Below are 23,161 nucleotides of genomic sequence, written 5' to 3'. Positions count from 1 at the left end.
CATCGGAGATACGGAATGCGGCGGCATCTAATTCGTACAGGCTTTGCAATGTGCATTGCCGCTGGACTCGCAACGTCCGGTGCTGGGCAAAAAGCGTCCCAAGAGGAAGCGAAACCTTTTCGCGGCCCCATCAAACCCGATCTCCCGCTAGCGCGCGGATATAATGATGCCGCAAAGGCGCTTTCCCTGGTCGACGACAATCCATTGATGCGTTGGGAATATCGAGTCTGGTGCGAAACCGGCTATAGGAGCCCTCGTGACGCAGGCACCGGGCAAACGGTGGACGATCCCGTTGACATCACGCGCGACTATGTTTCGCCCAAGGGTTTCTTTCATTCGACGGAAGCGCGGCGGCTCATGCCAGCCGGGGGTGTTCGATTCCTCGACAATGCATGGTATTTTGGAGCCGACGGGCTTGGCGTCGTTGTTGTCAAAACGCCAGAAGGCCTTCTTCTATTTGACACAATGAGTACGCCTGAGGAATTTCAGAAGGCTATTTTATCGGAAATGCCCGCCGCTGGTCTCGACCCCAAGGATATTCGCTATGTTTTCGTCGGCCACTATCACTGGGACCACACAGGCGGCGTCAATCTGATCCGCAAGATCGCACCAAGAGCAAAGGTCGTCATCAGCGAACCTGACGCCCGCATTGTCGATCAGTCACGCGCAGCCTTGCTGGCTGGGAACAAGTCGCCTTATCCTTCCGCATTAGTTTCGCCCCGCGCGCAGCCCAAAACACCCGAAGAGGCTAAGGAACTTCACGCCACCCGGCTACTGTCGATTCCCCAAAAATTCGACATCTTGGTGCATCCGGAGCCAGGGCTGAAAACCGGCACAATGATGATCCGCACTGGCGCCAAAACGGAAGTCGCCGCAATACTTGATCCAGGCCATACGCCAGGGCAAATGTCAGTCGTTGTTCCCGTGCTTCACCAAGGCACAATGCGTAAGCTCTTAGTCATGAGCGGCAACGACAATCCTGAAGAGGCAATGCAATATGCCATCTCAATGGACTATCTGCGGTCAGTGGCAGCGCAGTTAGGGGCAGACACCGTAATCAACACGCACCCCTATCAAAGCGCGATGTTTTATCATCTCCGTCAGCTCAAAGCCAACCCTGCGTCGCCCAACCCGTTTGCTATGGGCCCTGATGGCGTCGATCGATTTCTTGGCATCTTTGGCCAGTGCCAAAGGGCAGTGGCAAATCGTCTGAAAGATGGCACCTGGCTGGCGTTCTGATGCCTACCTAGCCCCCATACCCGTCAGCATCGCAATGCTGGCGGGTATGCGGTGCTCGATGTGGCGAGCGCCGTAGCGGACGAGTACTCCAAGGCCGCCCTGCTCGAAAGCAAGGTCCATCGCGTCAGATAATCACGCCCGTCAATGTCGCAGCGCCAATCAGAACAAGTGACAGGAGAATCGCCCATTTAAGTCCGAACCGCTGCATGGCGCCGACATCTCTGCCCAGCAGACTAGCGATCAGATATATTGCGGCGATCAAAGGGCTTAGACCATGAATGGGCAGGGCGAGCAGAGAAGCGCGTCCGATCACGACTGCCTCTATCTGGTAGTGGCTGGCGGTTTCAGCGATTACGGGAACCACGCCGAAGTAGAAGGCGTCATTCGATAGCACGAACGTTAGCGGCATAGCCAGAAAAGCGGTCGCTACACCCATCCATGGCCCTAAAGCGGGGGGGACGAGTGTAACTGCGCCCTTTGCCATGGCGTCGATCATTCCGGTCCCCTGCATCACACCAGTGAATGATCCGGCCGCCAAAATAAGCAAAACGATTGGCAAACCATTTTCGGCGTGCGCTTTGATACGTGCGCTTTGCTGCGAAACCGAGGGGTAATTAAGCAGTAGAGCGACCGAGAGACCGATCATGAACAGGAGCGGCAGAGGCAAAATGCCCGAGATTGCCGCACCGAGGATCATTAGGGTGAGCACCAGATTCAGGAAAAACATTTTGGGACGGAGCAGCGCCTCATCCCGTTCGAAGATAAGTCCTTTGTTATGGCTGTGCCTTCCGGTCCCTTCCACGGCAATGCGTGATCGCTCCCGACGTCCGAGATGCCATGAGACCAAAAGAGTTCCTGCAATTCCGGCCGCCAAGGTCGGCAACAAGGGTATAAAGATATCGGAGGGGTTAACATGGAGTGCAGCAGCCGCCCGGCCCAAAGGTCCTCCCCAGGGCGTAAGGTTCATGACACAGGCAGCCGAGCCCAGATTAACTGACAGCACGAGGGGATTCATGCCCAGCCTGTGATAGACTGGCAGGAATGCCGTAATTGTAATCAAAGCCGTTGTAGCGCCGTCGCCGTCTAGCGAAACGACAAGCGCCAGGATTGCGGTGCCCAACGAAACGCGCACTGGGTCGTCGCCCGCGAATTTTAGAACCCGGTTAACCAGCGGATCGAACAGACCGGCGTCGATCATCACCGCAAAATACAGCACCGCAAAGAGAAGCAATGTCGCAGTCGGAGCAAGGTTTGAAATGCCCTCTACAGCCATCGCGCCAATATCGGCGCCATGGCCCGCAAGCAGGCCGAATATCACGGGAATAATTGTCAATGCCACCAGAGCGGACAGGCGCTTGGTCATGATCATAATCATGAAAGTTAGCACCATGAGGTAGCCAAGAAGCATCAACATAGATTCAACAGTCCTGCGTGAGAGGTGGCGATAACGGAAAGGAAATCAGGCAAGAGCATGCCGCAAGGCGTCAGCTTCGACTCGAAGCATTTCCTTTATGACGGGGGCCACCTCATTAAACCGCACCACGCCATGAATGATTTTCGGCAAAACGGTCAGTTGAACGACGCAGCCGGCCGCCTTCAACTTCTCGGCGAGCGCAATGTTCTCGTCAAGTAGCGGGTCCATATCGCCAACGGTGATCCTGGCAGGCGGCAACCCTGCAAGATCAGCATACAGCGGCTGTACGCGCCAATCGGCTTCGTCCTGCGTGAGGTAGCTTTCCCAGTAGGTCCGCATTGAAGCAGACGACAGACCATGCCCTCCGTAGCCACTAAGCCGCTGCCAGGAGGGACTTGCGAGATTCTTGGAGTAGACACCATAGAGCAACATCAAGTGGCGAAAGACGCTGATACGAGCCTCCCGTAAGGCTATTGTCGAAGCCAGGACCAGATTCGCCCCGGCAGAGTCTCCGCCCGCGGCAAAGCTGCCGACCTCCAAACCATCCACAGCGCCATCCGCAATGATGCGGCGCATGACCTCCACGACCTCGTTAAATGCTGTCGGAAACTTGTACTCGGGCGAAAGCGCGTAACCGATCGACAGAACTGCAGTTCCGCTATCGCGCACGATCTGACGAAGCGGCGCATCCCAGCCGGCAAGTTCACCGTGACGAAAGCCGCCGCCATGACAATAGAACATCAGTGGCGGCCGACGCGCTTTGTCGGGCCAATAAAGCTTGCACGGTACATTCCGTCCATTGACGGTGAGGTACAGTATCTGCTCCTGCGCAAGCGCCACGCTGTCGGCGCCCGTCAGACCATTCATGCGGTTTAGATAATCCCGCACCGCATGAACATCACCGCTCGTCGGAGGAAGCAGGTTCGCATTGCGCAGCATGATGCGGACCGCTGCCAAGTCGGGATGCGCCTCGACCGATGGCTTCCCTACCAGATCGCCTGTTGGAGCAGGTGAAATTTGCATTCTTCGCTACTCCAACTGACCAGCAGATCTGGTACGGGCACTTTTACCTTTAGCGCAGAGCCGCATTCAACGTGACGCCCAGCTGACGCGGTGCGCCATATTGCACCATGTGATACCGTGCTGCATCATTGTTGGTCTGCCAAATGCGATAGGTCTTGTTTGTAAGGTTGCGGCCCCATAGCTTTACAGAAAAGCGTTCATCGAAGTGGTAGGTGACACTTGCATCCCACAGTGTCCGGGGCTTTCGGTATTCCTTGAAATCATTGATGTTGTTATCGAAAACATCGCTCTGATAATCCATTGTCACTTGCGCACGTAGCCAGCCCCAGTCAGCATCTTCCGGCGTTTGCACTCCGATGTCGGCAACAACGGCGTGTTGCGGGGTCCGGCTCAGGCGGTTGCCTGCGCCATCAGTTGAGACGGGCGTTCCATCGGCACGAAATGAGGATGTCTGGATAAATCTGGTAAAGAACGGCTCGATATAGGTGTATCTCACGGTAGCATCGAACCAAGGTGCCGGTGCCACGACCACTTCGGTCTCGATGCCCTTGATTGTTGCGTCGCCAGTGTCGACGGTGACTCGCGTTCCGGTGAGGCCTTGGCTTAAATCAGGCACCACCTTTGCCGTTTGAAAGTCGCGATATTTCATTATGAAGCCTGAAACGTTCGCACGCACCCGGCGGTCGAGCCAGTCGGTTTTCACGCCGACTTCATAGTTCGTCCCTTTTTCCGGATCAGTGGGAACCCTGGCTAAAGCAGCGCTACTCGGTTGCTCCTGGAACGCTCCCGCCTTGAACCCTGTGGAGATGGTTCCAAATGCAAAGATATTTTCGTTGAAGCGCCAGTTAGCGCCTAGACGGTAGGTGAATACGCCATCGTCGTATATGCCAGGAGACGCCGCAGTATCATATGCCGTCACTGGCGCGGCAATCGGACCCGTCAAACGCTTCGCGCTAAATGACTTTTTCTCCTTCGTATATCGTCCGCCAGCAAGTAGCTTCAGCCCGAAGTCAAAGCCGTATTCTGCTTCGCCAAACGCTGCGTAGCTGTCGTTCGTCGAGTCGCCGAAGAAGCGGTTGATCGTAGTAGGCGTTGCAGACTGCTGTGTCTCCCGCTCCCTGTGGATGTCATCGTGATTGTAATAGAGGCCTGCGACCCATTTTAGCGGCCCAGCACCTTGGGAGGTCAAGCGGGTCTCAACTGAATAGGAATCTGCCCATTCCCGCTGAAATGTTTGCAAGCCGCTTACCGGCACACCGATTGCGGCGTTGGTAGCCGCATCAGTGCCGTCGAGATCGTTCTCATAGTCAAAGTCGAGCGTCCGCCATGCTGCAGTCGTAGTCCAGTTGGCAAATCCCAGTGAGTCGGTAGACAGTTCGATACGCGCGCCGCCGGTCTTTGACGTGTTAAAGCCAAGACGATCCGGATTGGCACGAAGCGGCTGGTCTAGATCGGCATAGCCCTTTCCCGGAGTGAAAGGCTGCCGAAATAGATTGAAGCGCGAAGTATCGGACAAATTCTGATCGGAGATGTCGCCCGAGAGGAGCAGCCAGGTATCGGGTCCCAGTTCGGCGCGAACATGCAACCGGGCACTGAGCTTGTTCTCGTCATCGAGAGGACGACCGTCGAACGTACGTCGATAACCGTCATTCGATTCTGCGCCAATTACCAGCCGTGCAGCAATCCCGTCTGCAATAGGGCTATTTATCATCAAATTGCCGTTTAACTGACCATATTCTCCGAAGGTGAGTTGCGCGGAAGACTCCAGCGTATCGGTAGGCTTGGCCGTGATGAAATTCACGGCTCCTGCAACGACGTTTTTCCCCCAAAGCGTCCCTTGTGGCCCTTTAAGAACCTCAACCTGCTCCAGGTCATAAAAATCGATGCCGAGCATCGCCGGTCGAGCTAGATACACACCATCGAAAAAGGCGACTGACGATGGATCGCCGCCTGCACTGTTGCCGCCGCCGCCCACGCCGCGGAACCATATACGTGGCGCTGTCTTGGGGAACGCGTCGAAGTTGATTCCCGGAGTTAATTGAGCAAGCCGCGCAACATCGGTGATACCCTTCTGCTGCAAGTCTGCACCGCTAAAAGCGGTCACGGTAACAGGCGCATCCTGCAACGACTCCGCCCTGCGGCGCGCTGTGACTATGATGTCTTCAATAGCGGAGTATGGCTGAGCCTCAGGTCGCGAGCCCGCCTCATTCCCGGTTTGGGCAACCGCCGACCCCGAACATATCAATAGGGTCGCAGCAGACGCGAACAGCGGCACGTTCGTCCGGAACTTCATCATATATCCTCCCCTTCGCGGATACCTTATAGTTGGATCCACGCCCTGTTTTTATTCATGATCAAGTTCCCTCAACCAGAGCTCTATCAACCTCTATTCAGGAGCGAGAAGTCAACCAACTGTTGAGAGCGTATAGAACAAACGAGAGACATATAGAGGGTAAAGCGGAAATATGCATTGTTACATGCGCCTTTACTATCACTGCTTCCACCACTGCCTCATCTTCAGCTCTAAAGATGGATTATAAGTGACAACTATATGGCATTCTTTCCAAATGCTTTAGGATATCTCCAATCAACTTAGGAGAAGGATCATGGCTACTACATTGGAAGGTTCGCCCAAAATCCGGCAGCAGATTCCGGAGGAAGAGTGGGCATTGCGGGTTGATCTCGCCGCAGCTTACCGGCTGGTGGCGCTATATGGTTGGGATGACCTTATCTTCACCCATCTCTCGGCTCGAATTCCCGGCCCAGAGCATCACTTTTTGATAAATCCTTATACGCATATGTTCGAGGAAATTACTGCGTCATCGTTGGTGAAGATCGACATAAACGGCAACAAGGTGGACGACACGCCGGCACCCGTGAACCAAGCCGGATTTGTCATACATTCTGCGATCCATGCTGGCCGCGCGGATGCAGGGGCGGTGCTGCATCTGCACACCCCGCATGGGCAGGCCGTTTCGGCAATGGCCTGCGGATTGCTGCCCCACACGCAGACTGCCATGATTGCGCATCATGACGTGGCCTACCATGATTTCGAAGGTATCGCGACTGACCTCGACGAACGTGAGCGCCTGGTCGCCGACTTGGGAGAGAAAAACTCGATGATCCTGCGCAACCACGGAACACTGACGATTGGAGCGACCGTGGCGCAAGCCTTTCTGCGCATGTATTTCCTTGAGCGTGCGTGCGAGGCCCAGGTGATGATGTTAGCCGCAGGCCCCAATGGGCTGAACAACCCTCACCAAGGTGTCGCGGATAAGGTAAAGCTGCAGTCACGTCCGGAAGGCATGGGTGCGCTCGCTCAAAGCTTGGCTTGGCCAGCGCTATTGCGGAAGCTCGACAGGCTCGATCCCAGCTTCCGCAATTAAAGATTGAGTAGGGTGTCTCGTCACTCACCTCACCTGGGGTGGTATAAATGACGAGATCGGGAAATCGAAGCTATGCATTAACATTCACGACGTAGCGCCCACGCACCGCCGCATTCATTAGTGCTTCGGCAGCTGCAACGACATCATCCAGACCGATGTCGATGGCGATTTTCTCCAACGTCGTGATCGGCATATCGTCCGCAAGCCGTTTCCATGCGGCCAGCCGTGCTGCCTTGGGCGCCATGACGCTATCAACACCCTGCAGACGAACGCTTCGAAGAATGAAAGGCATGACGGTAGCCGGAAAGTCGCTTCCGGCGGCAAGGCCACATGCGGCTACGATGCCACCATAACGCGTCTGGGCGCAGGCATTTACAAGCGCACGACCGCCAAGAGTATCAACGACGCCAGACCACCGTTCCATCTGCATCGCTTTTCCGGCGTCTAGAAGTTCGGCGCGATCAATGGTTGCTGATGCACCCAGATCTTTTAGATAGTCACTTTCAGCCGCCTTGCCGGTGGCGGCTACAACCGTGAAGCCAGCTTTACGCAGCAGCGCGATTGCCACGCTTCCGACGCCGCCAGTCGCTCCAGTGACGAGTACCTCACCTTTGTCAGGCGTGAGGCCGCCTTCAACCAATGCGTTCACGCAAAGGGCTGCTGTATATCCAGCCGTTCCCAGGATCATGGCTTGCCGTGATGTGAATGCAGCCGGCAGGGGCACAAGCCAGTCGCCGTCAAGCCGCGCCTTTTGAGCCAGACCTCCCCAGTGCGCTTCCCCAACACCCCAGCCGTTCAAGACAACCTTATCGCCTACATGCCATTCCGGATGGCTCGATTCCTTCACTGTTCCAGCCAGGTCGATGCCGGGAACCATGGGGTACTTACGAACTACCGGCACTTTACCCGTAACTGCGAGACCGTCTTTGAAGTTGAGCGTCGAAAATTCAACATCGATCAGCACGTTACCCTCGGGCAGTTCTGCTTCACTTATCTGACGAATTTCGACAGTTTGACCCACATCATTCTTGTCGATCATTATTGCTGAAAAGCTGCCGTCCATATTGTCCTCACTCCGCCTGAAACGTTAGGTCTGTTCAAAAATCGTTTTGCACTTGGCGGAAATCGCGAAGCAGCCGCATTCCCGTCAATCGCGGGGTCTTGGATGCCACTCGATTAGCGATCATGGTCCAGTAGCCCCCGCATCAGCACACCAGCGTAGATGTCGATCGCTTCGTCACGCGTTTGCTGCCTTGCCCAACTCCGAAGGTCATATGCGGAATTGATCGTGGAGATGATGATGTTCGCGGCTATCATGGGATCTACCAAACGAATGGAACGATCCGCCATGCCGTCGACCAGCAGTCCCGAAAGCCAGAGAGCGCTACGGTCGAAACGTTCTATCGCCGCCACACGAACTACTTTTGGCATGGCTTGAAGTGCAGTGGTCCTTAAGAGCGGATGCACGCCATCGAACTGGAGGTTCAGTACAGAGGCGATCCCACTGGCCAGCTTGCGCGCTACTGGCCCTCCCAACCCTCTAATCAGCAACTGAAGCCGCCCCAACCGACGATAGTCGTTTTGATAGCATTCCAGGATCAGGTCATCCTTTGCGTCAAGATGATGATAGAAGCTGCCTTTCGTAATCTTCAATTCGCCCACAATCCGATCGACAGAGGCGCCCTTGTAGCCGATGTCGTTGATGAGGCGGTTCGCGACACGTAGAAATTCATGCTTGGCGTCGTCTGGTACATCAGCGTCCGGATCAATTACTTCCATCGGCCATGACGCGTTCGGCCCGGCAATTCCATTCTCGAGAACGTCTAACATCCGACGACGAATATTGGGCAAATCGCCTAATGGATACCGTCGCAACCACATTGCGGACCAGAATAGGGCCTCATTAAGGAGCTGCGCCCGCGCAGAATAGAGACGTTTGCGCTCTGGAGTATCGACGTTGCCGAACAGGCTACGCACATCGCGGAATATATTTTGATACTGTTCGATCAAGGGTCGCCGAGTCCGTTCCTCCAGCGTCCGAATTTCGGAAAGGATCGCAAGCGGCCGATCTTCCCCTCTCATCACCCGCGCGAACTGATCGAAATAGGATTGGACATAGCTGGCAACACGTGCCCGCGGCGAAGCTTCCTTCGCAGCATCCCGAACCATCGTGGCCAAGCGATGCAACGTGTCTTCGAACACGGCGGCAGCAAGCTGCTCCTTATAACGGTAATAATAAGTGACGCTGGTGGTGGTCAGATCGAGCGCCTGCGCAACCTGCTGAAGCGTCATGCCTCCCACGCCTTTATCATTGACCAAAGTCACGGCCGCATCGACGATCCGCGCCCGCTGCTTCTCATACCGTGCAGAACGCGCTCCGGGACCATCCAGATGATCGAGGCGTGGTTGTATGGACACCCTTGCTGCTTTCTCCCTAGCGGACCAACGGTATCAAGGCCGCGCGCAAATCCTAAATTTGAATATTCATTCTGTCGGCTCCTCCATACCGATATATGCCTTCTATGAAAAGGACGCAAATTTACGCTGACATCGTTTTGTTCTGGACATTTTTGTATGCGCGAAGGATTATGAACTATAATAATTCGAATCAGCAGTATGTAGGATAGAGGAAGTAAGGCGCATGGATTTTTCGTTTTCCAGTCGCGAACAGCACTTCCAGACGCGCGTGCGAGAGTTTATCAACGATGAGGTACGCGCCCGCGTTAGCGACTATGCGAACGAGTTTGACCCCAGCAATCGATGGAACCCGTCGCGGACGATCGAAGCCCTAAAGCCCAAAGCGAAAGCCGCTGGTCTCTGGAACCTGTTCATGCCTCCGGCCGGGGAAAGCAGGAGCGCCGAGGACGGCTTCACCTTCACGGGTGAACGCCTCACCAACCTTGAATACGCCCTTTGCGCCGAAGAGATGGGGCGGATCGCTTGGGCATCGGAAGTTTTCAACTGCTCCGCACCCGACACCGGCAATATGGAGGTTCTCCATCGCTACGGTACGCGAGCACAGAAGGATCGCTGGCTGAAGCCGTTGATGGAAGGAGAAATCCGGTCCGCTTTCCTGATGACGGAGCCAGAGGTCGCATCCTCAGACGCGACTAACATTCGCACGTCGATCCGTCGTGACGGGGATCATTATGTTGTAAATGGCCGGAAATGGTGGTCGTCGGGTGCTGGCGATCCGCGCTGTAAGGTGGCGATCGTCATGGGGAAAACGAATCCCGATGCCGAGCCGCACCGTCAGCAAGCCATGATACTGATCGATCTGGACACGCCAGGCGTGAAGATTGAGCGCATGCTTTCTGTGTACGGTTACGATCATGCGCCGCACGGACATGGTGAGATCACCCTGACGGATGTTCGCGTTCCTATCGAAAACATGCTCCTTGGCGAAGGACGTGGATTTGAGATTGCGCAAGGGCGACTGGGGCCGGGGCGCATTCACCATTGTATGCGCACCATTGGAGCAGCCGAAGAGGCGCTGGAAGCCATGACGAGGCGGCTCATTTCGCGCACCGCGTTTGGCAAGCGTATCGCGGATCATTCGGTGTGGGAGGAGAGAATCGCCCGCGCACGCATCGACATCGAAATGACGCGCCTCTTATGCCTGAAGGCAGCGGATTTGATGGATCGGGCTGGCAACAAGGCTGCCCGTAATGAAATCGCCATGATAAAAGTACAGGCTCCGCAAATGGCGCTACGTATCATCGACGACGCCGTGCAGGCCTTTGGCGGCGGCGGCGTGTCGGGCGACTTCGCACTGGCAGCGGACTGGGCGCATGTCCGCACGTTGCGCTTGGCGGATGGTCCCGATGAAGTGCATGAACGGTCGATCGCACGTGCAGAGTTCGGTCGCTACCGGGACATCAGTCGGTGAGCGACTTGGATCTGACCGCGCTTGCCCATTGGATGTGCGAGGCAGTTCCCGGCTTTACCAATTTACTGCGGCTGGAAAAGTTTACGCACGGTCAGTCCAATCCCACCTACAGAGTAGACGGCGACGCCGGAGCATATGTCTTGCGCCGCAAGCCGTTCGGAAAATTGCTGCCCTCAGCTCATGCGATCGAGCGCGAATACCACCTGCTAACGGCCCTACATCCCACTGGCTTCCCCGTCCCTCGCCCCTTGGCTCTTTGCGAGGATGTCAGCGTGATCGGTTCGGCATTCTATCTGATGGAAATGGTCGAGGGCCGCAATTGTCAGGACGGAACTTTGCCTGAAGTACCGACGGCAGATCGGCGAGCTTATTATGACGAGATGATTGACACGCTGGCGGCGCTTCACACCGTCGATTACGAGACTGTGGGGCTGGGCGATTTCGGACGACCGGGAAACTATATCGCCAGGCAGGTTGAACGCTGGACCACCCAATATCGCACGGCTCAAACGGACGACATTCCCGAATTGGAACGTCTGATTGAATGGCTGCCCCGCACGGCCCCCGAACAATCCAGAACGTCGATCATCCACGGCGACTACCGCATCGACAACCTGATATTCACGTCAACATCCCCGCGGGTCGGTGCGGTGCTCGACTGGGAACTCGCCACAATTGGTGATCCGATCGCAGACTTCGCCTACTTTGCCATGAATTGGTCCATGCCCCGTGATGGACGATCGGGATTGGGGGGCGTTGATTTGGCTGCCGGCGGCCTTCCGACACTGGACGATGCTGTCACGCGCTATTGCGCGGCTACTGGGCGTGATGGGCTGCCTGATCTGCATTGGTATTTCGCCTACAACCTTTTTCGGCTCGTTGGCATTCTTCAGGGCATTAAAAAGCGGGTTGCCGATGGCAATGCATCGAATGAACGCGCCGCGCAAATGGCTGAAAAGGTGACGCCTCTCGCCCGCGCTGCATGGGAAGAGGCGCGCAGAGCCGGTGCCCGCGAATAAGGAAGAGGAGCGAACGAATGGATTTGTTTGATCTGACGGGCAGAGTCGCCATCGTCACCGGATCTACACGTGGCATCGGCCGTGCGATAGCAGAAGCTTACGCTGATGCCGGTGCCCGGGTGGTGATTTCAAGCCGGAAGCAGCCCAGCTGCGAAGAGGTTGCTGCGGCGATCAACGCTAAGCATAATGAAGAACGCGCAATCGCTATCGCTGCGAGCATTTCCGACAAGTCGGCGCTTGAAGCCCTGGTTGCTGAGACCCGCCAGCGGTTCGGCAAGATTGATATCCTTGTCTGCAATGCCGCGTCCAATCCCTATTACGGCCCGATGGCTGGTATCAGCGATGAGCAGTTTCGGAAGATTTTCGACAATAACGTGCTCGCCAACCACTGGCTCATCACCATGGTCTCCCCAGAGATGGTGGAGCGCCGGGATGGATCGATCATCGTCGTTTCTTCGATCGGTGGCCTGATCGGTTCCGATGTGATCGGACCTTATAATATCTCCAAGGCAGCCGATTTTCAGATGGTCCGAAACCTGGCGGTTGAATTCGGCCAGCACAATGTCCGCGTGAACGCAATTGCTCCGGGCGTGATCCGCACGGATTTCGCGCGCGCTTTGTGGGAAGATCCCAAGGCTGAAGCGGCGCTTCAACGGGCAACTCCTTTAGAACGGATTGGCGAACCGGGCGAAATTGCTGGTGCGGCCGTGTTCCTCGCGTCCAAGGGTGGGGCTTATGTCACCGGACAAGGCATCGTCGTGGACGGCGGCTCTACGATCAAGAGTAGCTTATGAGCGGGCGCTTTACCGGTAAGAGCATTCTCGTGACGGGTGCCGGCTCGGGGATCGGGCTGGCTACGGCCGAGCTGTTCGCCAGGGAAGGCGCGAGCGTGCTCGCGGTCGACCTCGACGAAAAAATAGAGGGCGCTTTCAGGGAAAACCCCAGCATCACTGTCATGCGTGGCGATGCCGGTAGCGAGGCAGACGTTACGGCTATGATCGCCGCTGCCGTCGACCGGCATGGCGGCCTTGATGTCATATGCGCGAATGCCGGCATCAGCGGAGGCATGAAGGGCTTATTCGACCAAACTGCGGAAGACTGGGAAACATTGCTGCGGGTCGATCTTATCGGTCCATTTCTGGCGATCAAGCATGGTGCCAAGGCGATGCTCGCCGCGGAAAGACCTGGAGCGATTATCTGTACGGCATCCGTTGCGGGCTTGCGTGCAGGGGCTGGCGGTCCAGCTTATTCAGCCGCCAAGGCTGGCGTAATCAATCTTGTACAAACGGCGGCGCAGCAACTCACAGGGTCCGGCATTCGCGTCAATGCCGTCTGCCCCGGTCTGATCGAGACGGGAATGACCCAGGCCCTCTATGACCTGGCTCGCGCCAAGAACCGGGAAAATATGATTGGTCAGCTCAACCCACTGCAGCGCGGCGGTGACCCAGTTGAAATTGCAAACGCTATTGGCTTCCTTGCCTCTGATGAAGCGAGTTATGTTAACGGCCACGCGTTGGTCGTGGACGGCGGCCTTTCCACATCCCACCCTTTTGCCAAGCCCCGCGTGCTTGGTGAAACAACCTTCTAACGAGAGGGCATCATGATCCAGACGCACTTACACGACGACGTCCTTGAAATTCTCCTAGACAACGCGCCCGTGAACGCACTGGGGGCGGGGGTGAGGCAAGCTGTTGCCGCAGCCGTTGATGAAGCGCAGTCGGATGCTCGCGTGAGGGCAATTGTCATTCGGGGTAATGGCAAGTTATTCTCTGCCGGCGCTGACATCACTGAGTTCGGCAAGCCATTGGCCCACCCCTCCCTGCCGCAAGTAGTGGACGCGATCGAGGCGAGCAGGAAGCCAGTCGTGGCGGCAATTCACGGCATGGCGCTGGGCGGTGGATTAGAGGTAGCCCTCGGCTGCCATTATCGAATCGCCACGCCTAAGGCAAAGCTTGGTCTGCCGGAAGTTACGCTAGGCATATTGCCCGGTGCGGGCGGCACACAGCGACTGCCGCGTTTGGTGGGTGTCGAAGCTGCATTGGGTATGATCGTAACGGGCAGCCCCATCCTTGGGTCAAAAGCCGCAGAGATCGGCTTGATTGACCAGTTGTCGACCGACGAAAGTCTTGCGGCAGACGCGCTTGCTTTTGCCCGCACTGTTGATGGCCCACGGCGTACGGGAGAGCGCAACGTCTCGGCAGATCCCGCGCTTTTTGAGCGGTTTGCCATCGACAATGCCCGTGCCATCAAGAACCTCGATGCGCCGAAGGCTTGTATCGAAGCAGTCAAGGCAGCAGCCGAACTGCCGCTGGACAAGGGGCAGGAAAAGGAACGTGCGCTGTTTACTGCCCTGGTGACAGGCGATCAGTCCAAAGCGTTGCGACACGTCTTCTTTGCCGAGCGCGCCGCCGCGAAGATCGAAGGCTTGTCCAAGGACGTGCAGCTTCGACCGATTGCAAGGGTTGGCGTGATTGGTGCCGGAACAATGGGCGGCGGGATTTCAATGAACTTCCTGTCGGCCGGGATACCTGTGACGATAGTTGAAATGGCGCAGGAGGCGTTGGACCGCGGCGCAGGACTGATCCGCAAGAATTATGAGGCTACTGCCGCCAAGGGGCGGCTTACGACCGAACAGGTTGAAAAGGCCGTCGGTCTGTTGAACCCCACGCTCGACTTTGGGGCGCTCGATGACTGCGATCTGATTATCGAAGCCGTTTACGAAAATATGGATGTGAAGAAAGAGATCTTCGCTCGGCTGGATAAGGTCGCGAAGCCAGGCGCTATTCTCGCTTCCAACACGTCTTACCTCTCAATTGACGAAATCGCGTCGGCCACCGCCCGGCCGCAGGACGTGCTGGGGCTGCATTTCTTCTCACCCGCCAATATCATGAAGCTGGTCGAGGTCGTCCGCGGCGCCGAGACCGCGCAGGATGTGCTGGCAACGGGCATGGACCTCGCGCGCAGGATCGGCAAAGTGCCGGTGGTTTCGGGCGTTTGTTATGGCTTCATAGGCAACCGAATGCTGATTCCCAGGCAAGAGAATGCCAATGCTCTGTTGCTGGAGGGTGCTACGCCGGAACAGGTCGATCGCGTTCACACCACTTTCGGCATGCCGATGGGGCCATTCCAGATGGCGGATCTGGCGGGCGTCGACATCGGCTGGCACCGCGACGCTAGCCGGATCGAAAATGTGCGGGAGGCACTATGTGCGCAGGGTCGTTGGGGTCAAAAGACAAAAGCCGGCTATTACGATTATGACGAGAAACGGAAGCCCACACCATCGCCCGTTGTTGCCGAAATAGTGCAGGAGTTCCGGCAAAAGTCCGGGATCACGCCTCGAGAGATTTCGGACGAGGAAATCGTTACCCGCACCCTGTACACGATGGTCAACGAGGGCGCGAAAATCCTGGAAGAAGGGATCGCGCAGCGCGCGTCGGATATCGATGTGGTCTGGAACTATGGTTATGGCTGGCCGCGTTACAAAGGCGGCCCCATGTTCTGGGCGGAGCAGGTCGGACTGAGCCATGTCGTTGCAGCGCTCCAGAAGTACGAAAATGCATTAGGCGAAACCTTCAGTCTCTCGCCCCTTCTCGTGCGTTGCGCGGCTGAGGGTAAGCCGTTGGACCGTCCGGACGTTCGATAAACCACGACTGGAAGGAAGCACCATCATGCCATTGCGCTTCGCCGAACCGGCAAAAGAAGTTTATCAGTACCCGCTTACCATCCGGCATCTGCTGGATGGCGTCCTCACTCGAGCGGCGGATCAGCAGATCGTCTATCGCGATCAGGCAAGCTTCACCTATCGGGACCTCGTCGAGCGCATCGGCCGGCTTGCCAGCCTGTTAAAGGATGTCGGAGGCGATCAAGGTATGACGGTGGCTGTCATGGACTGGGACAGCCACCGCTATCTCGAAGCCTATTTTGCGATACCCATGATGGGCGCCGTACTTCAAACGGTAAACGTCCGAATGCCTCCGCCGCAAATTGCCTATACATTGCAGCATGCGCGAGCAGAGATTCTTTTGGTCCACCGCGACTTTTTTCCCATCATCGAAGCCATCCGGCCAGCCCTACCTGAGCTAAAGGCGATTATCGCGATCACGGACGGGACCGAAGACGATGTGCCGGCTTGGGGCTGCGGCGAGTATGAGGCTCTGTCCGCTTCCGCCTCGCCGGATTTCCCCTTTGAGGACTTTGATGAGAACGCGCTGGCGACGACGTTCTACACTACCGGTACGACCGGCAATCCGAAGGGCGTGTGTTTCACCCATCGTCAACTCGTGATACATACTTTGGCGGCCGCAGGTGCGTTTGGCGCTTCCCTGGCATCGCCGGGCATAGGTGTCGGCGACGTATATATGCCGCTTACGCCGATGTTTCATGTCCATGCCTGGGGCGTCCCCTACATCGCAACGATGTTGGGTGTGAAGCAGGTTTATCCGGGTCGTTACGAAGCTGCAATGATCTGCCGGTTACGCAGCGAACACGCCACTTCCTATTCGCATTGCGTACCTACGATTCTTGAAATGGTGCTTCAGGGGGCGGACCAGGCTGGCACGGACCTCAGCGGCTGGAAGATCACCATTGGTGGCTCGGCACTGACCAAGTCATTATGCGCCCAAGGTCGAAGTCGTGGCATGTTGATTGGGGCCGGCTATGGCATGTCAGAGACCTGCCCGATGATATCGAAGGCAGCGCTCCGCTTCCCCGAGCAAACCGCGGACGAGAACGCAGCGCTCGCGGCGCTTACAAGCTCCGGTATTCCGACTCCACTGGTGAGCGTCCGGATTGTGGATGAAGCGATGAACGACGTGCCCCAGGACGGTCATAGCCGCGGCGAACTCGTGCTGCGCGCTCCATGGCTGACGCCGTGCTACACGGGAGACGCCGAAGCGTCAGAGGCGTTGTGGCGTGGCGGCTGGCTGCACACACAAGACATCGCGACGATTGACGGTCAAGGTCATGTCCAGATCCGCGATCGGTTAAAAGACGTCATCAAGACGGGAGGCGAATGGATCGATTCGATCCAGCTTGAGGAGTTAGTAGCGACGACCGACGGTATCATCGAAGCATCTGTAGTTGCCGTGCCCGACGCAAAATGGGGCGAACGCCCCTTGGCGGTTGTCGTACCCGCACATGGTGTCACGCCCACGCTCGACATGCTGAATGCAACGATAGAAAGGGCGATCGCGGCAGGCGCCATTACGCGGTATGCCAAGCTTGACCGGTTCGAGATTGTCGATCAGCTTCCACGAACCACCGTAGGCAAAATCGATAAGAAGGTGCTGAGAGCGCGCTACTCCGACGCAGCGGAAGCGCAAAGGTGATGCGCTCCTTCGTTGGTTGCAAGCTCCCCATCTCGGCGCAGATGGAAGAGATGGAATGCAGACGCGAAGCCGTAGCCGATCCTCTCCGCTCTTATCGCTAACACATCACATGACGCATTATCCTCATGCCGTCAGCATCGCGTAGCATTCTTGAAAGGATCAACTGATGGATCTTCGTTTCGCACCCGAGGAAGAAGCATTTCGCGAGGAAGTGCGTACATTCCTGAAGGAAAAGCTGCCCACCCGCATTGCAGAGAAGGTGCGCCAAGGCAAACGGCTCACAAAGCAGGATCATGAGACATGGCATGCGATCTTAAATGAACGCGGATGGCTCGCCAATCACTGGCCGAAGGAATATGGAGGGCCGGGCTGGAGCGTCGCGCAAGCCTATATCTTCGATGTTGAAACCGCGCTGGCACACGCTCCGCGCATAATTCCCTTCGCCGTTTCGATGCTCGGCCCCGTCCTTATAAAATATGGCTCAGAGGCACAGAAAAGCCACTGGCTGCCTCGTATCCTCGACGGCACCGACTGGTGGTGCCAAGGCTATTCCGAGCCGGGATCAGGGTCCGACCTTGCCAGTCTGAAAACCAGCGCTGTGCGCGACGGCGACCATTATATCGTCAATGGGCAGAAGACCTGGACCACCCTTGCCCAGCACGCCAACATGATCTTCTGCCTTGTGCGCACGTCCACCACGGGCAAGAAGCAGGAAGGCATTTCTTTCCTGCTGATCGATATGAATACGCCGGGCGTCGAGGTCAGGCCGATCGTGCTGCTCGATGGCGAGCGAGAAGTGAACGAAGTATTCTTCACTGATGTGCGTGTGCCCGTCGCGAACCTTGTTGGTGAGGAGAACAAGGGCTGGACATATGCCAAATATCTGCTGACGTATGAGCGAACCAATATTGCCGGGGTTGGCGGCTCGATGGCCGCCTTCAAGGAACTGCAACGAATTGCCGCGACCGAGCGTAAGAACGGCAAGCCTTTGGCAGAAGATCCGTTGTTTGCTGCGCGCCTAGCCAGGCTGGAAATCGATCTTGAAAATATGAAGACGACCAACCTGCGCGTGTTGGCAGCATCCGGCGGTGGCGCCGCATCGTTGGAATTTAGCGCTATGCTGAAGATTCGCGGCACCGAAATTCGGCAGGAGATCACAAGCCTCACTCGTCGCGCCCTTGGCCCTTACGCGCAGCCGTTCATATCCGAAGCACTGGACGAGGGCTTTAATGGCGAACCCGTCGGTCCTGAATATGCGGCGTCTGCTGCGGTAGACTATTTCAACAATCGCAAGCTTTCGATCTTCGGTGGCTCGAACGAGGTCCAGCGCGAGATCATCACCAAAGCAATCTTGGAGCTGTAACCGATGGACTTTAACCATAGTGAAGATCGGCAGATGCTCGCCGACACGCTCGCTCGCTACCTGCAGCAGCGTTATCCAACAGGAGTTCGCCACAAGATCAGCAGCTCCGACACCGGCTGGTCCTCAGAGCATTGGAGCGCCCTTGCCGAACTTGGTGTCGTGGGAGCGCTTTTCCCTGAAGAGGCTGGAGGCTTTGGCGGCTCTGGCTTCGATATCGCCGCAGTGTTCGAACAGTTCGGTAAAGCGCTTGTCGTTGAGCCGTTCCTTGGAACGCTCTTGGCCGGCCGCATACTGTCCAAAGTACAGGGGCAAAAGCAACTGTTAGAGGAAGTGATTGCGGGTACTGTGCCACTCGCCTTCGCGCATGAGGAACCTCAAAGTCGCTATGATCTTGCGCAGGTTGCTGTACGCGCGGAACAGAACGGTGGCGTCTGGACATTATCTGGCTGCAAGGCTGTTGTCCCTCAACTGGAAGCCGCCAACCAAATCCTGGTTTCAGCGCGGATCGCGGGTACACCGGGAGAGGAGAGCGGCATTGGCCTGTTCCTCACCGATGTTGCCAGTTCCGGTTCTCAAGTGCGCGGCTACCCGCTGGTAGACGGCGGACGAGGCGGCGAACTGATATTGGCAGGCAGCCGAGCGACTCTGATCGCCGAGAATGGCTATTCTCTGATCGAAGATGCGGTAGCGACAGGTCTCGTCGCGTTGAGTTGGGAAGCCATCGGTGTGATGGATGTGCTTAAGGCAGCCACGCTGGACTATTTGCGCACCCGTAAGCAGTTCGGCGTGCCGATCGGCAAGTTTCAGGCACTCCAACACCGCATGGCGAACATGTCTTTGGAAATAGAGCAGGCGCGCTCGGCAGGTATTAATGCCGCTGCGGCGCTTGATGAGACGCGTGTCGCGCGTGAACGCGCAGTCTCCGCGGCCAAGTTCACCATTGGCCGTGTCGGAACGCTGGTTGCAGAAGAGGCAATTCAATTGCACGGTGGGATCGGTATGACTTGGGAACTGCCTCTCTCGCATTATGCCAAGCGGTTGACCATGATCGGCCATCAGTTGGGGGATGAGGACCATCATCTTGATCGCTTCGTGGCGCTGGGTCGTGTAGCATGACGGCAGCCGCCGACGTGCTGCTGCCGCAAGAGTTGCTTTCCTTTCAGTTGTTCGACTGGCTAGGCGTCGGCCAGCCTGAAGACCGGGAAGCTCTTACGGCTGCCATTGATACGGCTCAGCGCCTGGCGGCAGACGTGTTCCTTCCGCATTATCGGCAGGCAGACATCGAGGAGCCGCAGCTCGATGGGGACGGCGTCCATATTCTGCCCGCAATACGTCAGGCACTGCAGAGCTACGCAGAACTCGGGCTGTTCGGCGCAAGTTTTTCCGAGGAACTCGGTGGCCTTGGTCTACCTTTTGCAGCTTCGCTCGCTATCTACGGCAATTTCGCCGCCGCCAATATCTCGACTGCCGGCTACCCGATGCTCACGTCCGCCAATGCTCGCCTGATCGCGACATTTGGAACAGCTGCGCAAATCGACAGCTTTGCTCGCCCTCAGATCGAAGGTCGCTGGTTTGGGACGATGTGCTTGTCGGAGCCGCAAGCGGGGTCAAGTCTCGGAGACATCCGAACCCGAGCTGTCGCCGACGGCGAAGATGGCCTTGGTGTACGCTACCGTCTTTTTGGCAACAAGATGTGGATATCGGGGGGAGATCAGGATGCGAGCGAGAACATCATACATCTCGTTCTTGCCAAAATTGTGCATGACGACGGCAGCCTGCCTGAAGGATCGAAGGGCATTTCGCTCTTCATAGTACCTAAATTGTTGTCCGACGGGGACCGTAACGACATCGCGGTCGCGGGCCTTAATCACAAGATGGGGTTCCGGGGCACTTCCAACTGCCTGCTCAACTTCGGCGAAGACCAGGGCGCTATCGGCTGGCGCATCGGTGCTGAAGGGCAAGGGCTTGCTCAAATGTTCATGATGATGAACGAAGCACGCATCTCGGTAGGGATGGGCGCGACCGCGCTCGCTTATCGCGGTTTTCGTCAATCGGCCCGTTATGCACGTGAGCGAACACAGGGACGCGCGGCCGGCACTAAAAAAGGCGCACCACTGCCTATTCTCAGCCATCCCGATGTACGTCGGATGCTCTTGCAACAGAAAATCTATGCTGAGGGAGCGTTGGCGCTCTGTCTTTTTTGTGCCGACCTCGTGGACAAGGGCGATGCGGACTCAGAAAGCCTGCTTGCACTTCTTACACCTGTCGCAAAAACCTGGCCGTCTGAATTTGGACTAATCGCCAATGACCTCGCGATCCAAGTTCATGGCGGCTACGGCTATACACGCGACTTTGATGTTGAGCAGCTTTGGCGTGACAACCGATTGAACCCGATCCACGAAGGCACCACAGGGATACAGGGCATCGATCTCCTTGGCCGCAAGATCCTGCTGTCCGATGGGCGCTCTCTTGCCCTGCTGCGTGACCGGATCACCGCTACTGCGGCCAGGGGTCAGGAACGGCCTGAGTGGCAATCGCTCGCCACAGATTTGCTCGATTTCTGGCGCTATGCTGACGAAGTCATCGCAGGCTTGCGTAGCCGCCAGCAACCTGAAGCTTATGATGACGCTACGCTATTCCTGCGGGCTTTTGGTCATGGTGTGGTCGCTTGGCTCTGGCTCGATCAGGCGCTACTTGGGCAGTCCCAAGCCAGTGCTGCCTTACATGACGGGCTTCGCTACGCCTGCCGCTTCTTCTTCGAGTCTGAACTGCCACAGGCACGCACTTGGCTTGCCATTGTCGGCCGCCATAGCACTCTCGTCCGGGACGTTCCGGATGCCGTGCTGGCATGAGCACGGGGGTGGACGCTCTTCGCGCTGAAATTGCAATCCCGCGTCGCTCGGGTTGGATTACCGTAGATCAATCGATGATCGACCGCTTCGCGGATGCAACCTCCGATCATCAATTCATCCACGTCGATCCGGTTCGCGCCGCTGGGACCCCGTTTGAGGGCACAGTCGCGCACGGCTTCCTTACACTTTCATTATTGCCCAAGCTTCAGGCGGTGATCGCTGATGGTGATCTCATCGAGGCCAAGATGTCCGTCAACTACGGGTTCGACCGAGTCCGGTTTATTCATCCCGTGCGGGCCGGAAGCCGCATTCGCGGCAGCTTCACACTCACGGGCATCGAAGAGAAGCGTCCAGGCCAGTTCCAGCAGAGCCACGAGGTTTGCGTCGAAATCGAACATATCGAGAAGCCAGCACTGACCGCTTTATGGCTTTCCCAACTTTTCATTTGATAATTTTTTCAGGAGAACATCATGCGCGATGCCGTTATCGTTTCCACCGCCCGTACGCCTATCGGCCGAGCTTATCGCGGCGCCTTCAACGCCACCCCTGCCCCCACTCTTGCCGCCCACGCGATCCGCGCGGCCGTAGAGCGTTCAGGCATTGATCCGTCCGAAATTGACGATCTCGTCTTCGGCGCGGCGCTGCCGCAGGGTACGCAGCATACGATCGGTCGCACCGCCGCCTTGCGCGCTGGTCTGCCAGCCACGGTGGCCGGCATGACAATCGACCGGCAATGCTCGTCAGGCCTGATGGCCATAGCGACGGCTGCCAAGCAGGTGATTGTCGACCGGATGGATGTCGTTGTCGCCGGCGGTGTCGAATCTATTTCGACGGTGCAGACGCCCGACTTGCGGGTTGACCGTGATCCTGAACTGCTCGCTATGGTGCCTGACATCTATATGCCGATGCTGCAGACCGCCGAGGTCGTTGCCAAGCGTTATGGCATCTCACGCGAGCGGCAGGATGCTTATGGACTTCGTTCGCAGTTGCTGACGGCAAAGGCGCAAGCTGCCGGTGCCTTTGACCAGGAGATTGTCCCCGTCACCGCGACGATGGCAGTGGCCGATAAGAATACGGGTGAAACTTCGCGTAAAGACATCACGTTATCCAAGGATGAGGGCAATCGGCCGGATACCACTGCGGAAGGTCTTGCTTCACTTAAAACGATAGTGGACGGCGGCGTAATTACCGCCGGCAATGCTTCCCAGTTGTCCGACGGCGCTTCAGCCTGCGTCGTCATGGACGCCGCATTCGCTGCGAAACGCGGCCTTTCGCCGATCGGCCGCTATATCGGTATGGCAGTGGCAGGTACCGAACCCGACGAGATGGGCATTGGTCCGGTCTTTGCAGTGCCCAGATTGCTGTCGCGCTTTGGGCTGGGCGTAAACGATGTCGATCTTTGGGAATTGAATGAGGCTTTCGCGGTTCAGGTTCTGTACTGTCAGGAGCAACTGGGTATCCCCGACGAGAAGCTGAATGTCAGTGGAGGCGCGATTTCGATCGGCCATCCTTATGGCATGTCCGGCGCGCGCATGGTCGGCCACGCGTTGATCGAGGGTAAAAAGCGAGGCGCCCGTCACGTGGTCATTACCATGTGCATCGGCGGCGGCATGGGAGCAGCCGGCCTGTTCGAGGTGCTGTAACGTCAG

General features: G+C 57.0%; 18 protein-coding genes. 13 read left to right on the top strand and 5 right to left on the bottom strand.

The window, feature by feature from the left end; all coding sequences use genetic code 11:
• Positions 1-279: 279 nt before the first annotated feature.
• Positions 280-1,239: an MBL fold metallo-hydrolase gene (locus tag C1T17_RS01780; protein WP_189338450.1), complete on the top strand. Its 960-nt coding sequence runs from the start codon at positions 280-282 to the stop codon at positions 1,237-1,239.
• 124 nt (positions 1,240-1,363) lie between these two features.
• Here the strand turns inward: C1T17_RS01780 and C1T17_RS01775 are convergent, their stop codons facing one another.
• Genes C1T17_RS01775 through C1T17_RS01765 form a run of 3 tightly spaced genes read right to left on the bottom strand, consistent with a single transcriptional unit; the run spans position 1,364 to position 5,972 of the window.
• Entirely contained in the window at positions 1,364-2,653 is a 1,290-nt protein-coding gene (locus C1T17_RS01775; RefSeq protein WP_104951940.1) for a CitMHS family transporter, read from the bottom strand.
• 45 nt (positions 2,654-2,698) lie between these two features.
• Complete coding sequence (locus C1T17_RS01770; RefSeq protein ID WP_104951939.1) at positions 2,699-3,676, bottom strand: alpha/beta hydrolase; 978 nt, start codon at positions 3,674-3,676, stop codon at positions 2,699-2,701.
• 49 nt (positions 3,677-3,725) lie between these two features.
• On the bottom strand, positions 3,726-5,972 hold the full coding sequence (locus C1T17_RS01765) for a TonB-dependent receptor (protein ID WP_104951938.1): 2,247 nt from the start codon (positions 5,970-5,972) through the stop codon (positions 3,726-3,728).
• A 310-nt stretch (positions 5,973-6,282) separates the two neighbouring features.
• Between C1T17_RS01765 and C1T17_RS01760 the strand changes: the two genes are divergently transcribed.
• A complete protein-coding gene (locus tag C1T17_RS01760; RefSeq protein WP_104951937.1) occupies positions 6,283-7,062 on the top strand; it encodes a class II aldolase/adducin family protein in 780 nt (259 codons plus the stop codon).
• Positions 7,063-7,132: 70 nt separating this feature from the next.
• Here the strand turns inward: C1T17_RS01760 and C1T17_RS01755 are convergent, their stop codons facing one another.
• Together C1T17_RS01755 and C1T17_RS01750 are read right to left on the bottom strand one after the other, a co-directional pair.
• Positions 7,133-8,125 carry an MDR family oxidoreductase gene (locus C1T17_RS01755; protein ID WP_104951936.1) on the bottom strand — a complete coding sequence of 331 codons (993 nt, stop codon included), beginning with the start codon at positions 8,123-8,125 and terminating at the stop codon, positions 7,133-7,135.
• 113 nt (positions 8,126-8,238) lie between these two features.
• Positions 8,239-9,480, bottom strand: coding sequence for a TetR/AcrR family transcriptional regulator (locus tag C1T17_RS01750; RefSeq protein ID WP_104951935.1), 1,242 nt, complete (start codon positions 9,478-9,480; stop codon positions 8,239-8,241).
• 223 nt (positions 9,481-9,703) lie between these two features.
• On the opposite strand from C1T17_RS01750, the gene C1T17_RS01745 reads away from it, so the two are divergent.
• The 11 genes from C1T17_RS01745 to C1T17_RS01695 all read left to right on the top strand — a co-directional run bounded on the left by C1T17_RS01745 (position 9,704) and on the right by C1T17_RS01695 (position 23,155).
• Positions 9,704-10,951 (top strand): acyl-CoA dehydrogenase family protein, encoded by a 1,248-nt coding sequence (locus tag C1T17_RS01745; protein ID WP_104951934.1) that lies wholly within the window; start codon positions 9,704-9,706, stop codon positions 10,949-10,951.
• The gene (locus C1T17_RS01740) at positions 10,948-11,970 is read left to right on the top strand and encodes a phosphotransferase family protein (protein WP_104951933.1); all 1,023 of its coding nucleotides are present in this window, start codon (positions 10,948-10,950) and stop codon (positions 11,968-11,970) included. Before C1T17_RS01745 ends, C1T17_RS01740 begins: the two co-directional genes overlap by 4 nt.
• 17 nt (positions 11,971-11,987) lie before the next feature.
• Positions 11,988-12,764: an SDR family NAD(P)-dependent oxidoreductase gene (locus tag C1T17_RS01735; protein ID WP_104951932.1), complete on the top strand. Its 777-nt coding sequence runs from the start codon at positions 11,988-11,990 to the stop codon at positions 12,762-12,764.
• Positions 12,761-13,558 (top strand): SDR family NAD(P)-dependent oxidoreductase, encoded by a 798-nt coding sequence (locus C1T17_RS01730; RefSeq protein ID WP_104951931.1) that lies wholly within the window; start codon positions 12,761-12,763, stop codon positions 13,556-13,558. The genes C1T17_RS01735 and C1T17_RS01730 overlap by 4 nt, the downstream gene beginning before the upstream one ends.
• Positions 13,559-13,570: 12 nt before the next feature.
• Positions 13,571-15,613 (top strand): 3-hydroxyacyl-CoA dehydrogenase NAD-binding domain-containing protein, encoded by a 2,043-nt coding sequence (locus C1T17_RS01725; RefSeq protein WP_104951930.1) that lies wholly within the window; start codon positions 13,571-13,573, stop codon positions 15,611-15,613.
• Between the two features lie 25 nt (positions 15,614-15,638).
• Positions 15,639-17,297, top strand: a complete 1,659-nt coding sequence (locus C1T17_RS01720) for a long-chain-fatty-acid--CoA ligase (RefSeq protein ID WP_104951929.1) — start codon at positions 15,639-15,641, stop codon at positions 17,295-17,297.
• A gap of 166 nt (positions 17,298-17,463) precedes the next feature.
• Entirely contained in the window at positions 17,464-18,660 is a 1,197-nt protein-coding gene (locus C1T17_RS01715; protein WP_104951928.1) for an acyl-CoA dehydrogenase family protein, read from the top strand.
• Positions 18,661-18,663: 3 nt separating this feature from the next.
• Positions 18,664-19,776 carry an acyl-CoA dehydrogenase family protein gene (locus C1T17_RS01710; protein ID WP_104951927.1) on the top strand — a complete coding sequence of 371 codons (1,113 nt, stop codon included), beginning with the start codon at positions 18,664-18,666 and terminating at the stop codon, positions 19,774-19,776.
• Positions 19,773-21,512, top strand: coding sequence for an acyl-CoA dehydrogenase (locus C1T17_RS01705; RefSeq protein ID WP_104951926.1), 1,740 nt, complete (start codon positions 19,773-19,775; stop codon positions 21,510-21,512). The genes C1T17_RS01710 and C1T17_RS01705 overlap by 4 nt, the downstream gene beginning before the upstream one ends.
• Positions 21,509-21,961, top strand: a complete 453-nt coding sequence (locus tag C1T17_RS01700; RefSeq protein ID WP_104951925.1) for a MaoC family dehydratase — start codon at positions 21,509-21,511, stop codon at positions 21,959-21,961. The genes C1T17_RS01705 and C1T17_RS01700 overlap by 4 nt, the downstream gene beginning before the upstream one ends.
• 21 nt (positions 21,962-21,982) lie before the next feature.
• Positions 21,983-23,155: an acetyl-CoA C-acyltransferase gene (locus tag C1T17_RS01695; RefSeq protein ID WP_104951924.1), complete on the top strand. Its 1,173-nt coding sequence runs from the start codon at positions 21,983-21,985 to the stop codon at positions 23,153-23,155.
• The last annotated feature ends 6 nt before the right edge of the window (positions 23,156-23,161 follow it).

Origin of the sequence: Sphingobium sp. SCG-1 (genome assembly GCF_002953135.1) — a bacterium.
Taxonomy (GTDB): Bacteria; Pseudomonadota; Alphaproteobacteria; order Sphingomonadales; family Sphingomonadaceae; genus Sphingobium.
Note: the sequence above shows the minus strand (reverse complement) of the source record. Positions and strands in the feature narration are given on the sequence as shown.

Bases quoted from the DNA above. Each gene is read 5' to 3' on its own strand.
- C1T17_RS01705 (WP_104951926.1), top strand. From the start codon at position 19,773: ATGACGGCAGCCGCCGACGTGCTGCTGCCGCAAGAGTTGCTTTCCTTT.
- C1T17_RS01770 (WP_104951939.1), bottom strand. From the start codon at position 3,676: ATGCAAATTTCACCTGCTCCAACAGGCGATCTGGTAGGGAAGCCATCG.
- C1T17_RS01700 (WP_104951925.1), top strand. From the start codon at position 21,509: ATGAGCACGGGGGTGGACGCTCTTCGCGCTGAAATTGCAATCCCGCGT.
- C1T17_RS01730 (WP_104951931.1), top strand. From the start codon at position 12,761: ATGAGCGGGCGCTTTACCGGTAAGAGCATTCTCGTGACGGGTGCCGGC.
- C1T17_RS01720 (WP_104951929.1), top strand. From the start codon at position 15,639: ATGCCATTGCGCTTCGCCGAACCGGCAAAAGAAGTTTATCAGTACCCG.
- C1T17_RS01765 (WP_104951938.1), bottom strand. From the start codon at position 5,972: ATGATGAAGTTCCGGACGAACGTGCCGCTGTTCGCGTCTGCTGCGACC.
- C1T17_RS01775 (WP_104951940.1), bottom strand. From the start codon at position 2,653: ATGTTGATGCTTCTTGGCTACCTCATGGTGCTAACTTTCATGATTATG.
- C1T17_RS01715 (WP_104951928.1), top strand. From the start codon at position 17,464: ATGGATCTTCGTTTCGCACCCGAGGAAGAAGCATTTCGCGAGGAAGTG.
- C1T17_RS01725 (WP_104951930.1), top strand. From the start codon at position 13,571: ATGATCCAGACGCACTTACACGACGACGTCCTTGAAATTCTCCTAGAC.
- C1T17_RS01755 (WP_104951936.1), bottom strand. From the start codon at position 8,125: ATGGACGGCAGCTTTTCAGCAATAATGATCGACAAGAATGATGTGGGT.
- C1T17_RS01695 (WP_104951924.1), top strand. From the start codon at position 21,983: ATGCGCGATGCCGTTATCGTTTCCACCGCCCGTACGCCTATCGGCCGA.
- C1T17_RS01760 (WP_104951937.1), top strand. From the start codon at position 6,283: ATGGCTACTACATTGGAAGGTTCGCCCAAAATCCGGCAGCAGATTCCG.
- C1T17_RS01735 (WP_104951932.1), top strand. From the start codon at position 11,988: ATGGATTTGTTTGATCTGACGGGCAGAGTCGCCATCGTCACCGGATCT.
- C1T17_RS01745 (WP_104951934.1), top strand. From the start codon at position 9,704: ATGGATTTTTCGTTTTCCAGTCGCGAACAGCACTTCCAGACGCGCGTG.
- C1T17_RS01710 (WP_104951927.1), top strand. From the start codon at position 18,664: ATGGACTTTAACCATAGTGAAGATCGGCAGATGCTCGCCGACACGCTC.